Consider the following 12,317-nt stretch of genomic DNA (forward strand, 5'->3'; position numbering starts at 1 on the left):
GCACTGCGAGGGTTGGGTACGGTGAACCATCGTCACTGTACTGGCATTCTTGTGCTGCAAGCCTCCGCTCGCCTGCCTGATCGGCAGTCCCTTTCCCGCGATACCGAGCTCATCGCACAGGACCTGAGCCGGTCATTCGTCGGGCTCAGGGCTGCTTCCCTTCCCGGTAACGTGTTAGGTTCCTGACCGATGGACGAGACGACTCAACAGCTCATCGAGATGCTTGAGGACTCCCCGGTCCTGGTCGCCCTGTATGACCAGTTCGATCGGCTTCGAAAGGCGAACCGAGCCTTTCGCCAGGCATATTCCATCCACCCCAACGAGGATCCGACCTGGTCGGAAATCATGCGTCGAAATTTTTCCGCGCAAACGGGGACGGTCGTTCGAACCACGAATTTCGAGGAATGGCTGATCTCGACGCAGTCGCGGCGAGGCAAGGTCGGCTACCGCGCATTTGAAACCGATCTGCATGACGGGCGGTGGCTATGGATGAACGAGATGGTCAGCGATGACGGCTGGATGCTCTGCATCGCAAGCGTCACGACCGATCTGCATTCCGACAAGCGAGCTCTGCGCCAGGACCGGGACAGTGCGGTCAAGGCCTCGTACACGGACGAGTTGACCGGTGTCGCCAACCGCCGGTTCGTGATGGCCCGGATCGACGACATGCTGCTGCAGAGGCGCCGGGACAGCCGCCTCGCAGGCTGCCTGGCCGTCCTCGATATCGACCATTTCAAGGCCATCAATGATCGCTTCGGCCATGCGGCCGGGGACGAGATCCTGTGTCGATTTGCCAAGGAGATCCACGCGAATGTCAGGCGCTCAGACTGCTTTGGCCGGGTCGGCGGCGAGGAGTTCGTCCTGGTCATGCCCAGGACATCGGCAGCCGAGGCAGCGCTCGTCCTGGAGCGCATGCTCATTCTCGTTCGGGCGATGAAGCCGCTGGGCGGCCATGGCGATTATCGCTGCACCTTCTCGGCCGGTATCGCCGAGACGGATCCGGCGGATGTGTCGCTGAGCCTGTACTCGCGTGCCGACAAGGCCCTCTATGCCGCCAAGTCACGCGGCCGAAACTGCATTGTCGTGGCCGAGGGTGATGGCGATCGCTCGGCATCGTCCCAATTGATCGCGCCGTAGGGTACGCATTTGGCCTTGCCGCCGTCGGCCATTGTGAGATCAGCTCTGCGACACCGGGGGCTGCGCGCAGCGGTCGACGCCGACATCGCGGGATCGCCGATGCTTCCCTCGACGGTTCCCGATACGCTGGAAATGCTGACGGACGATGTCGGGCTCCCCCGCCTCTGCAATTTCCTGATCACTCTGCATTTACCGCGTGCCGGAGCGAGGGACACGATGCAGGAGCTGGCCCGGCATATCCGCGAATGATACGGCCGATGAGCTGTATCGGCCGCGATCTTCGCAAAGGTTAGCTGGATCGGTGCGCCGGAGCAGCGACAGCGCAGCCCGACTCGCTACGGCCTCAGGGCGACGGCCAGATCAGGCCGGTCGGTGGTGAAGGCGCTCACGCCTGCGGCGAAGGCCTGCCGGATATCCGCCTCCTCATGCACGGCAAAGAGCCCGTAGCGGATCGCCTCACGGCGGCAGGTTTCGGCATCGCTGCCCTGGGCTTGCGATATGCGCACCGCAATTTCCGGGACACCAGCGATGCGAGCCTTTCGGCACAAGGCGCCGAGGTCTCGCGTCGGCGCGGCGAGAATCTTTTCGGCAATCAGCCAGATCAAGGGTGTCGCTGGCGTCAGGCTGGCCAATTCCCCGAGTGTCGCGAGGTCAAACGCGGTGAAGGTCGTCCTGTCGAGCAGGCGCCTTTGCGTGAGCGCTTCGACGATCTGGGTCTCGATCCCCGGATAACGACTGCCATCATGCCGGTTCTTCAGCTCGATGCGCAGCTTGATGCCGCTCGGCTCGAGAATATCGAGCACCTCGTCAAGGCTTGGAATGGTCTCGTCACTCGTGCGGAGCAACGCCACCTCCCGGATTTCGGCCCAGTCCTTGTCCGCGATCGCTCCTGCGCCGGCAGAGGTTCGACCGAGCAGCGGATCGTGATGGACGACCAGCACGCCGTCGCGACTGCGATGGATGTCGAACTCGATGAAGTCGACGGCCATGGCGGCGGAGTTGCGGAAGGCGAGGCGGCTGTTCTCGGGCCAGAGTCTGGCGCCGCCGCGATGAGAGGCGATGTCTGTCATGTCACCGTCATAGTGCAAGGGCATTTCTGCGATGCAAGATAAGTTGCGATATCCTGATTTGGCAATTTATCTTGCATAACGTCGAAGACCTTGTCTACCTTCGGCAGCCTGGGGAGAGATCCATGAGCCTGACGGAGCTAATCGCGGCGCGCCGGGATGAATTGACGGAAGCCGACCGGCGGTTGATCGAGGTTCTTCTGGCTGATCGGGCAGCCGGCAGTTTCCTGCCGGCGCATAAGGTTGCGGGGCAGGCGGGGGTGCATCCCTCGACCGCGGGCCGGCTCGCCCGCAAGCTCGGCTTTGCCTCCTATCGCGACATGCGCGGCGCGTTGCAGGATGCGGTTGTGGCCGATCTCGACGCGTCGGTTCGTGTCAAGCGCCGGCTTAGCCGTGTCCGCGGGACCTCCCTTCTGGGCTCTGTCATAGATGGCGAGATCCGCGCCCTGAACACGCTGGCTGCGCAGGTTTCGGATGCCGACATCATTACGGCTGCCGGTCTGCTGCGCGACGCCGGGCGGATCCTGGTGGTCGGCGAAGGGCATGCGAGCAGCCTTGCCGATCTGTTCGTGCGGCGTCTCGTGCGGTCCGGCTACCGGGCGGCAGTGGTCGCCCATGCCGACTGGCAGGCGGCCGACCAATTGCTCGGCCTCGCCGCCGGTGATGTCGTCGTCGCCCTTGTCTTTCGCCACGAGAGTCCGGCGGCAGCGCGGATCATCGCCTATGCGCAAGGCATCGGTGCCGGAACGCTCTTGATCACGGACAGGCGCACGGGTGTGCCGGCATGCGACGCGCAACTCGTCGCCGACCGTGGCGAGCAGGGCGAGTTCCATTCGCTCACCGTCCCGATGGCGATCTGCAACACGCTGATCCTCGAATTGTCGCGCACCGATCGTGGCCGCTCGCTCAAGACCCTGGCGAAGGTCGAGACGCTGCAGCGGATGTTTCGCGGAAAGCCGGGATAGAGCATCGGCCCGAAAAGTGGATTGCGGTTTTCGGGAAAGCCGATGCAAACACAAAGGGTTAGATCATCGGACCGGATACGATTTCCGGTCCGATGATCTAGCGGCTGCGGCCGCGAGAGCTGTCAAACCACTGAACAAGGACCCCCGCAACGGGGCGCCTGCACGGGAGGATGCAATGACAAGAGCGATGGCACAGAACGCAGGATTTTGGGCGGTGCTTGGCGTGGGGCTGGCTATCGCCGGGCAGTCGGGTGCTTCGGCGGCAGAGCGGCCCGCCCTCACTGTGGCTGTGAACGAACTTGCGCGCTCGCTCGACCCCGGCGAGAACACGGGCAATGTCGACGTCCGGGTCTATTACTCGATCTTCGACACGCTGATCCGGCGCGATTTCGCCCATCCGACGGCTGATGGCGGTGCGAAGTTGGTCCCGGGGCTGGCGGAAAGCTGGTCCTGGTCCACGCCAACGACATTCGAAATGAAGTTGCGCCGCGGTGTCGTCTGCCATGACGGCAGCCCGTTCGATGCCAATGATGTGCTGGCGACTTTCTCTGCCGACCGTCTCTGGGGTGCGAAGCCCTATTATCCCGACGGCCGCGTTTATTTCGGCAATTTCACCAATGTCGAGAAGGTCGACGACTTCACCGTCAGGATCACGACGGCCCAGCATGATCCGATCATCGAGCACCGCCTCTCCAGCTACATGTCCTTCGTCATCTGCGACGAAGCCTGGAACAAGTTCAGGACGGAGGGGGCCGAAGCGAAAACCTGGATGGATCAGGCGGCCAAGGCGTTGCGCTGGAAACCCGTCGGCACGGGCCCCTACAGCTTCGTCGACTACCAGAAGAACGATCGGATCGCGCTTGCCGCGTTCGATCGCTATTTCGAGGGCGCGCCGGCGGCGAAATCCATCACCTTCCGCTCGGTTCCCGAGGTCGCAGCCCGTGTTGCCGGCCTCGTTGCGGGCGATTTCGATATCGCGGTCGAGATTCCGCCGGACCAGTGGGACGGCCTCAAGCGCTACAAGGATGTCTCGCTGAAGACGGAGCCGCTGGAGAACAGCCATGTGCTCCAGTTCAACACCAGCGATCCGGTGCTGTCCGACAAGAAGTTGCGCCACGCGATGAGCCTGGCGATCGACCGCAAGGGGTTGATCGACGCGCTCTGGAAGGGCCAGACCTATGCGCCCAACGGCCACCAGTTGCCGAGCTTCGGGCCGATCTATGTCAGGGAGAACAAGGGCTATCCCTACGACCCAGCGCTCGCCAAAAAACTCCTCGCCGAGAGCTCCTACAAGGGCCAGGAGATCTCCTACCGGCTGATCCCGAACTACTACCTCTATAATGTCGAGGCCGCGCAGGTCATCCAGGAGATGTGGCGCGCAGTCGGCATCAATGCGCGCATCGATTTCGTCGACAGCTTCAAGGAGGTCCGCAAGCCGGGCGCCCAGGTCTTCGCCTGGTCGAACACCTATCGCGTGCCTGATCCTGCGGGCGCGATCCTGACCCTGTGGGGCCCCGATACCGACAACCAGAACACCTGGAAGTTCTACGGCGCGAGCGCCGCGTTCAACGGGGCCGCCAGGGACCTGCTCGCCGAGACCGACGAGACCAGGCGCAAGGCGTTGTTCGCGAAGCTGCTCGTTGCCTTCGAGGACGATATGCCGATGACGATGCTCTACAACCCCGTCACGGGCTATGCGCTTAAGAAGGGCATCAACTGGACGCCGTATAGCCAGTATTACATGGATTTCCGACCCTCGAACCTGTCGATCGGCGCGAAGTGACGGGCGCCCGCCGCATGACGGAAACCGGCGAGGGGAGCGACCCGCTCCTCTCCGTCGAGAATTTGACGGTCGGCTTCCGCACCGCCGCCGGCTATTCGGACATCCTCCATTCCGTCTCGTTCTCGGTGCGCCGCGGCGCCACGACATGCGTCGTCGGCGAGAGCGGCAGCGGCAAGAGCGTCTCCTGCCAGGCCGTGCTCGGCTTGCTGCCGCGGAACGGCCGTCACGTCGGCGGGCGCATCCTCTTCGAGGGGCGCGATCTCGCCTTGGCCAGCGAGAGCGAGCTGGAGACGATCCGTGGGCGCGGCATCGGCATGGTGTTCCAGGATCCGCTCGGCTCGCTCAATCCGCTGCATACGGTCGGCACGCAACTGCGCGAGACCTTGCGGCTGCACACTTCGCTTTCCGAGCCGCAACGCCGGGCGCGGGCGCTCGAGCTGTTGCGGATGGTCGGTATCCCTGAACCTGCACAGCGGCTCGCATCCTATGTCCATCAGTTCTCCGGCGGCATGGCCCAGCGTGTGATGATCGCGATGGCGCTGGCCTGCGAGCCGCGCCTGCTGATCGCCGACGAGCCGACGACGGCGCTCGACGTGACGATCCAGGCGCAGATCCTCGACCTGCTCAACCGGCTCAAGGCCGAGCTTGGCATGGCGATCCTGTTCGTCACCCATGATCTCGGGGTCGTCGCAGAGATGGCCGACGACGTCGTCGTGATGCGCCATGGCCGCGTGGTCGAGGCGGGGCCGGCGGAGCGCGTGCTGCATGCGCCGGAAGCGCTCTATACGCGTGAGCTTCTGGCGGCCATGCCGCGCCTCGACGTTACCGCGCCGGTCTATCGCGAGCGGGTTGCGTCATGAGCGGACTGCCGGAGCCGCTGCTGCGGGTCTCGAAGCTGCGCCGTCATTTCGGCGGCGGCCGTTCCTTCTTTCGGTCCCAGCGGACGATCCGCGCCGTCGAAGATGTCTCACTCACGCTGCGGGTCGGCGAGACGCTCGGCCTTGTCGGGGAATCGGGCTGCGGCAAGTCCACGACCGGCCGGATGATCGTCGGGCTCGAACGCCCCAGCGGCGGCGAGATCGTCTTCAAGGGGCGTGACCTCACCGGATTGAGTCCAGGCGACTGGCAGCGACAGCGCCGCGACATCCAGATGATCTTCCAGAATCCGCAATCGGCCCTCGATCCGCGGCTGAGCATCGGCCGGCAGATCCGCGAACCGCTCGACCTGCACGAGATCGGGGACCGGGCTGGTCGCGATGCCGAGGTCGCGCGCCTGATGCAGGCGGTGGCCCTCCCGCCTGAAGCGGCCGGACACTTTCCCCATCAGATCAGTGGCGGCCAGGCGCAACGCGTCGTCATCGCCCGCGCGCTGGCGATGAAGCCCAGCCTGATCGTCTGCGATGAACCGGTCTCGGCGCTCGACGTTTCCGTTCAGTCGAAAGTGACGGAGCTCCTGCAGGACCTGCAGGAGCGGCTCGACATCGCCTATCTCTTCATCTCCCACGACCTGCGCGTCGTGAAGAAGCTCTCGCACCGCATCGCCGTGATGTATCTCGGCCAGATCGTCGAGGAAGGGCCGACCGATCCGGTCTACCGGCAGCCGCTGCACCCCTACACCATGGCGCTTCTGGCCGCGATTCCCGATCTCTCCGCGCCCAGGCCCGCCCGATCGGCCCGGCTCGCGGGCGACCCTCCGTCGCCTGCCAAGCCGCCGCCGGGCTGTCATTTCCACACCCGCTGTCCCTATGCCCGCCCGCGCTGCTCCGCCGAGATGCCGGTGCTGCGGGAGGTCGAGGGCGGCCGCAGCGTCCGCTGCCATTTCGCCGAAGAATTGAGGGCAGCATCGTGAACCGGCCGCTCATCATCGCCCATCGCGGCCATTCCGCCCGCCACCCGGAGAATACGCTGGAGGCCTATCGCGCGGCGATCGCCGCCGGAGCCGATATCGTCGAGACCGATGCGCGCCTGACGGCGGACGGCGTCGTCATCGCCGCGCATGATCCGGATCTGGCGCGGCTCACAGGCAGCAACGCCGCCATCGCGGCAACGACGCACGCGGCCCTGGTCGCGATCGCGCGATCGGGCGGCATCCGGCTCGCGACCCTGGCCGAGGCGCTGGCGACGATCTGCCCGCATCGGCAGGCCCTGATCGACGTCAAGACGCAGGATCTGGCGATCATCGACGCGGTGATTGCGGTGATCGACGGGGCAGGGCTGCGCGAGCGGGTATGGATCGGCGTGCGCGACGTTGTGCAGGTCGCCCATGCCAGGCTTCAGGCACCCGGCATTCGGGTGCTCGCCTTCCTGCCCGACACGGCGAACCCGGGTCACTTCGCAGCGGCGGGAGCGAGCGCCTTCCGCGTCTGGGAAGGCGCTCTCGACGGAACGGTCGCGACGGGGCTGCTCGGGCATGTGCCCGTCTGGGTCACGGCAGGAGGAACCGGCACCGGACGCCGCGTCGGCGATGTCGATGCCGCTGGCCTTGCCGCCATCCTCGAAAAGTCGCCGCAGGCCGTGCTGCTCAACGACCCCGACCTGCTCGTCGGGGCACAGAACCGCGTGGCGTCGTGATGCCGGGCCGTCATTTCCTGACCAAGCTGGCGCGTGGCCTCCTCACGGTGTGGCTGATCGTGACGCTGACCTTCGTCGCGCTGAACCTGTCCGGTGACCCGATCGACGCGCTGGTCGGGGACCAGGCTTCCCCCGAGATCATCGCGCATTACCGCGAGAAGTTCGGGCTCGATCGACCACTCTGGCAGCAATACGTCTCCTATCTCGCCGGCATCGCGCAGGGCGATTTCGGCCTCTCGCTCTCCGACCAGCGCCCGGCCGTGGAACTGATCGCAGGCGCGCTGCCCCATACGCTGCGGCTTGGACTGACGGCTTTTACGCTCGGCCTCGTTCTCGGTGTCGGCTTCGGCATCGTCGCGGCCCTGAACCGCAATCGGCCGGTGGACCGGCTGGTGATGAGCTTCGCCGTGCTCGGCTTCAGCCTGCCAAACTTCTTCCTCGGCATCCTGCTGATCCTGCTGTTCTCGCTGCATTGGCGGATGTTGCCGAGTTCAGGAGACGCGACGGCCCTGCACCTGATCCTGCCCGCCGTGACGCTGGGCACACATTTCGCGGGCACATTCGCGCGCTTCACCCGCTCGGCCATGCTCGAAGTCCTGAAAGCAATATGTCGTGGCCGCCCGCGCCAAGGGCGTGCCGAGCATGCGTCGCGTGCTCTGGCATGCGCTGCCGAACGCCGCGATTCCGATCGTCACCATCATCGGGCTCAAGCTCGGCGATCTCGTCGCGGGCTCGATCATCGTGGAGACGGTGTTTGCGGTCCCTGGCGTCGGTCGGCTTCTGGTCAACGCCGTGACGTCGCGCGATTTCGCTCTGGTCCAGGCGATCCTGATCATGGTGTCGGTCACCATGATCCTCGCCAACCTCGCGGTCGACGCGATCTACACCCTGATCGATCCGCGCATGCGCGCCGCACGTTCGGAGACCTGAGATGGCGATGCAATGGTCGTTTCGTCGGGCTGACGACACTCCGGTGCGAGCGGAAGCACGCTATCCCGTCCTCGTCGTCGCAGCCCTTGTCTTCCTGGCGCTGATCGTCGTCGTCTTTCTCTTCGCGGACTGGCTGGCGCCCTATGACTACCGCGCGCAATCGCTGCTCAAGCGCCTCAAGCCGCCCGTTTTCCTCGGTGGGACGACGGATCACCTGCTCGGCACCGACGAACTCGGCCGCGATGTGTTGAGCCGCCTGATCTACGCCATCCGCTTCAGCGTGCTTGTCGCGCTTGGCGGCACTTTGATCGGCGCCCTGATCGGCACCGCGCTCGGCTTCATCGCGGCGCATTTCCGGGGTTTCGTCGAGGAAGCGATCATGATGCTGGCCGACGTCCAGGCTTCGCTGCCTTTCATGATGATCGCGCTCGCGCTGATCGCCATGTTCGGCGGCGGCTTCATGCTCTTCATCGCGATCATGGGGTTCTATGGCTGGGAGGTGTTTGCGCGGCTGACGCGGGGCGTGGTCATCGCCGCAAACACGCAGGGCTATGCGACGGCCGTGGTCGCACTCGGGGCTCCGGCGCGGCATGTCTATCTCCGGCACGTCCTGCCCAACATCCTGAGCGTGCTGATCGTTCAGTTCACGCTCAACTTTCCGCAGGTGATCCTGCTCGAGACCTCGCTCAGCTTTCTCGGCCTCGGCATCCGACCACCCCTGACCAGCCTTGGCCAGATGCTCGGGGCAGGGCGCGCCTATCTGACCACGGCGTGGTGGATCGCGATCCTGCCCGGCATGGCGATCTTTCTGACGACCATGTCGATCTCGATCATCGGCGACTGGCTCCGCGACAGGCTCGACCCGACGCTGCAATCACGCTAAGCGGACAAGAGGGGCGGCCGCTAGCGCTCGCCTTCCCCGACCGCTTGCCGCCAGCGTTCCGGCTCGTTGCGCCGCTGCCGATATTTCAGTTGCGCCTGCACTGCGGACCCCGCCAAATGCGCGGATTCAGCGGGGGGAATCGCTGTGCGTGGCACGGGCAGCTGGCAGGTCGTTGCGCAGGCGGAGGAAGGCATCCCGGCAGGCGATCTGCCTGACGCCGTCTACGAGGCCTATTCGTTCTCCGACTGCAGCGACACGATATGGCCGGACTGGCCCCATCGCACGGCCAAGCGGCTGATTCAGGAGCCGGCCGACGTCGCGATCACGGCCGCGTTGGCCGAGATCGGCGAACTCGCCGGGGCGGACCGGGCCTGGATGTTCGAGTACGACACCGCGCTGCTGCGCTTCCGGAACACCCATGAATGGAGCAGGCAGGGCGTTCGATCCTTCGTCGAGGATCTGCAGAACACGCCCGTGACGATGATTGCCTGGTTGCAGCAATTCCTGGTGTCGGGCAAGGCCGTGATGATCAACCGGGTCGCCGATCTGCCACGCCCGGCCCGGCAGCTCCAGGTCGAGATGCTGCGCCAGGGCGATCGGAGCGTGCTCAGCGTGCCGGTCTTCCATGGTGGGCAGTTGCGCGCCTGCATCGGATTCGACGCGACGACCGCGATCCGGCGCTGGCCGCCTCCCGATATCAGGGCGCTGTTTCAATGCGCGGAGCTGATCGCGCTGGCGCGCTATGGATCCCATCGCAGCGAGCAGGCGTTTGCCGATCCGTCCAGGGCGTTTGCGCCGTTGATCCATCTGCGTCGGCAGGGGCAGATCATCGGCGTGGAGCCGCAGGCCATTCTCGGCGTCCGGTCGGCGCGCGACTATGCGAAGGTCTGGCTGAAGGACGGCTCGACGGTTCTCGACCTGCGCCCGCTCGCCCTCTGGACCGGGCTGCTGCCTTCGGCCTCCTTCCTGCGCGTCCACCGCACCGCGATCGTCAACCTGCAGCATGTCAGCGGCCTCGACCGGCGCGACGGGGATGGCTGGAAGATTGCGCTCGGCCAGCTCGCTGACTCCTGGCCCGTCTCGCGCCCGTACCGGCAGGAATTGCGGCAGCGACTCGGGATTTGAGCGCCTGGTCGCTTTGGGCGAGCAGCCTCTTCCCGGTTTACCGATTTCTCACGATGAAACCGATCGGCAGCGGCATTCATCGAACCGGCATGTCGGTTGGTCGAATTCCGCTTGCCTCCCGGTCAAGGTGCGAACCCGATAGGCGGCCGATCAACCTATGTACGCTCCGCCCATGCCGTTTCGCCGCCACTGCACCGTCACCGCTCCGAACCCGAAACGCGTTCCGGTGCACAAGGCGGCAAGGTTCGCCGTCTGCTCCCTGTTGACCGTCCTGTTCTCTGCAGGCTGGCAGCGCCAGGCCATTGCCGAAGATCTGGCGTTGCAGGACGCGGCATCGATGGCTGGCGTCGCGATGTTCCTGAACGCACGCGCTCCCGGGCTGATCCTCGCCGTCGTCCGGGGCGAGGACGGTTTTATCGCAGGCTATGGCGAAACCGCGCCGGGCAGCGGCAAGGAGCCCGACGGCCAATCGATCGTCCGCGTCGGCTCGGTCTCAAAAGTCTTCGCGGCCGATGTGCTTGCCGCGATGGCCGCAACCGGGCAGCTCGCGCTCGACGCTCCGCTCAGTCGCTACGCCCCGCCCGGCAAGGCGCCGCTGGCTTTCGATGATCGGCCGGTCACGCTGCTCGACCTTGCGACGCATTCGGCCGGATTGCCACGCGAAATGGCCGATCCAGCAACGTCGGCAGACGAGAAGAACCCGTTCGTAACCTTTAAGTCATCCTATTACTGGGACTGGATCTCGGGTCATCGCCCCGCCTACCGCCCAGGCACCACCGCGATCTACTCCAATTTCGGCTTCGGGCTGCTCGGCGATGCGCTCGGCAGGGCTGGCGGCAAGCCCTTTGCCGAACTGGTGCGCGAGCGCATTACCGCGCCGCTCGCCATGGCGGATACGGTCCTGCGTCTGTCGGAGGCACAGAAGCCCCGGCTGATGACCGGGCTCGATCCTTTCGGCAAACCCGATCCGAACTGGGAGGCGAGCGAGGTGATGCAGGCCAGCGCCGGCATCTACACAACCGCCGAGGACATGGTGAAATGGATGCGCTGGCATCTGGCTGACGACGCGACCGGGCGCCCGATGCGAACGCTCGCGCATGCACTCTGGCGGCCCCATGACGGGCTCGCGCGTCTCGTCGGCGTCGAGGCCACGGATTCCGACGGGATGGGGCTGGGCTGGATTGTCAGCCCGGCGCGCGTACGCGTGCCGCTGCTGCTCGGCAAGAGCGGTGGCATCGGCGGCTTCATGAGCTATGTCGTGCTCTCGCCCAATCGCAGGCTCGGCATCTTCGTCGTCGCGAGCAAGGTCGACTTCGCCATGTTCGAGGGGCTGCGGACCGCCGTGCGCGAGCTCGCGGCGGAACTCGCGCCGGCGAGCCTGTAGCAAGGTCGGGCTTCGAAAGATTTCGTGAGCAGGGCTCGGGGTCATTGAGGCACTGGACAGACGTGAATCTGGTAACCGCGGCGCGCGCGACGGATGCCGGCTTGCGTCCTGTCTACGCGTCGAACAGCTTCGCCTCATCGACGGCGATACTGCGCGCCTTGCTCGCCGTGGCTGGCCCGATCGCGCTGTGTGCGCCGCTCGTGCTGGCGCTGCCGGCCCGGGGACAAGTGAGCGGGAAGGGAGGGGCGGGTGGCGCGCATGGCGTCAGTCGTCCCACTTCTGGGCAGCGGGGAGTTTCAGCGGCGGCAGCGGCGGCGGTGGCGGCGGAGCCATCGGCCTCGATTTCTACGGGACATCGCTGACAGCGGGCCAGACGATCAGCCTGGTGGGCGGCAATGGCGGCGACGGCGGAACCGGAGGGCAGGGGGGTAACTCCTATAGGGATCCCTTCATTGGACACGGGGGCGCAGGC

12 protein-coding genes and 1 pseudogene are annotated in these 12,317 nt (G+C 65.5%); 12 read left to right on the forward strand and 1 reads right to left on the reverse strand.

Annotated elements, in window-relative coordinates; all coding sequences use genetic code 11:
- Positions 1-189: 189 nt before the first annotated feature.
- Positions 190-1,137 (forward strand): GGDEF domain-containing protein, encoded by a 948-nt coding sequence (locus FG93_RS11020; RefSeq protein WP_043234410.1) that lies wholly within the window; start codon positions 190-192, stop codon positions 1,135-1,137.
- A 99-nt stretch (positions 1,138-1,236) separates the two neighbouring features.
- The gene (locus FG93_RS32855; RefSeq protein WP_161783806.1) at positions 1,237-1,386 is read left to right on the forward strand and encodes a hypothetical protein; all 150 of its coding nucleotides are present in this window, start codon (positions 1,237-1,239) and stop codon (positions 1,384-1,386) included.
- 86 nt (positions 1,387-1,472) lie between these two features.
- Here the strand turns inward: FG93_RS32855 and FG93_RS11025 are convergent, their stop codons facing one another.
- Positions 1,473-2,207, reverse strand: a complete 735-nt coding sequence (locus FG93_RS11025; RefSeq protein WP_161783807.1) for a glycerophosphodiester phosphodiesterase family protein — start codon at positions 2,205-2,207, stop codon at positions 1,473-1,475.
- Positions 2,208-2,329: 122 nt separating this feature from the next.
- On the opposite strand from FG93_RS11025, the gene FG93_RS11030 reads away from it, so the two are divergent.
- The 10 genes and pseudogenes from FG93_RS11030 (at position 2,330) to ampH (ending at position 11,845) form a co-directional block, all read left to right on the forward strand.
- On the forward strand, positions 2,330-3,169 hold the full coding sequence (locus tag FG93_RS11030; RefSeq protein ID WP_043234413.1) for a MurR/RpiR family transcriptional regulator: 840 nt from the start codon (positions 2,330-2,332) through the stop codon (positions 3,167-3,169).
- A 175-nt stretch (positions 3,170-3,344) separates the two neighbouring features.
- Positions 3,345-4,952, forward strand: a complete 1,608-nt coding sequence (locus FG93_RS11035) for an ABC transporter substrate-binding protein (protein ID WP_081881452.1) — start codon at positions 3,345-3,347, stop codon at positions 4,950-4,952.
- A gap of 14 nt (positions 4,953-4,966) precedes the next feature.
- On the forward strand, positions 4,967-5,812 hold the full coding sequence (locus tag FG93_RS11040; RefSeq protein WP_052513621.1) for an ABC transporter ATP-binding protein: 846 nt from the start codon (positions 4,967-4,969) through the stop codon (positions 5,810-5,812).
- Positions 5,809-6,801 carry an ABC transporter ATP-binding protein gene (locus tag FG93_RS11045; protein ID WP_200878095.1) on the forward strand — a complete coding sequence of 331 codons (993 nt, stop codon included), beginning with the start codon at positions 5,809-5,811 and terminating at the stop codon, positions 6,799-6,801. Before FG93_RS11040 ends, FG93_RS11045 begins: the two co-directional genes overlap by 4 nt.
- Positions 6,798-7,523, forward strand: a complete 726-nt coding sequence (locus FG93_RS11050; RefSeq protein WP_052513622.1) for a glycerophosphodiester phosphodiesterase family protein — start codon at positions 6,798-6,800, stop codon at positions 7,521-7,523. Before FG93_RS11045 ends, FG93_RS11050 begins: the two co-directional genes overlap by 4 nt.
- Positions 7,523-8,062 (forward strand): annotated as a pseudogene (locus FG93_RS33940) (ABC transporter permease); the annotation flags it as partial. The gene FG93_RS11050 and the pseudogene FG93_RS33940, both read left to right, overlap by 1 nt.
- A gap of 73 nt (positions 8,063-8,135) precedes the next feature.
- Positions 8,136-8,453 (forward strand): ABC transporter permease, encoded by a 318-nt coding sequence (locus tag FG93_RS33945; protein ID WP_348270473.1) that lies wholly within the window; start codon positions 8,136-8,138, stop codon positions 8,451-8,453.
- Between the two features lies 1 nt (position 8,454).
- Positions 8,455-9,336 (forward strand): ABC transporter permease, encoded by an 882-nt coding sequence (locus FG93_RS11060; RefSeq protein ID WP_043234417.1) that lies wholly within the window; start codon positions 8,455-8,457, stop codon positions 9,334-9,336.
- A 144-nt stretch (positions 9,337-9,480) separates the two neighbouring features.
- The gene (locus tag FG93_RS11065; protein WP_244448569.1) at positions 9,481-10,461 is read left to right on the forward strand and encodes a LytTR family transcriptional regulator DNA-binding domain-containing protein; all 981 of its coding nucleotides are present in this window, start codon (positions 9,481-9,483) and stop codon (positions 10,459-10,461) included.
- Between the two features lie 172 nt (positions 10,462-10,633).
- Positions 10,634-11,845: a D-alanyl-D-alanine-carboxypeptidase/endopeptidase AmpH gene (ampH, locus tag FG93_RS11070; RefSeq protein ID WP_052513623.1), complete on the forward strand. Its 1,212-nt coding sequence runs from the start codon at positions 10,634-10,636 to the stop codon at positions 11,843-11,845.
- Positions 11,846-12,317: the final 472 nt, after the last annotated feature.

This window comes from Allobosea sp. LC85 (assembly GCF_000735605.1).
Taxonomy (GTDB): Bacteria; Pseudomonadota; Alphaproteobacteria; order Rhizobiales; family Beijerinckiaceae; genus Allobosea.

Bases quoted from the DNA above. Each gene is read 5' to 3' on its own strand.
- FG93_RS11060 (WP_043234417.1), top strand. From the start codon at position 8,455: ATGGCGATGCAATGGTCGTTTCGTCGGGCTGACGACACTCCGGTGCGA.
- FG93_RS32855 (WP_161783806.1), top strand. From the start codon at position 1,237: ATGCTTCCCTCGACGGTTCCCGATACGCTGGAAATGCTGACGGACGAT.
- FG93_RS11035 (WP_081881452.1), top strand. From the start codon at position 3,345: ATGACAAGAGCGATGGCACAGAACGCAGGATTTTGGGCGGTGCTTGGC.
- FG93_RS11040 (WP_052513621.1), top strand. From the start codon at position 4,967: ATGACGGAAACCGGCGAGGGGAGCGACCCGCTCCTCTCCGTCGAGAAT.
- FG93_RS11045 (WP_200878095.1), top strand. From the start codon at position 5,809: ATGAGCGGACTGCCGGAGCCGCTGCTGCGGGTCTCGAAGCTGCGCCGT.
- ampH (WP_052513623.1), top strand. From the start codon at position 10,634: ATGCCGTTTCGCCGCCACTGCACCGTCACCGCTCCGAACCCGAAACGC.
- FG93_RS11030 (WP_043234413.1), top strand. From the start codon at position 2,330: ATGAGCCTGACGGAGCTAATCGCGGCGCGCCGGGATGAATTGACGGAA.
- FG93_RS11020 (WP_043234410.1), top strand. From the start codon at position 190: ATGGACGAGACGACTCAACAGCTCATCGAGATGCTTGAGGACTCCCCG.
- FG93_RS11025 (WP_161783807.1), bottom strand. From the start codon at position 2,207: ATGACAGACATCGCCTCTCATCGCGGCGGCGCCAGACTCTGGCCCGAG.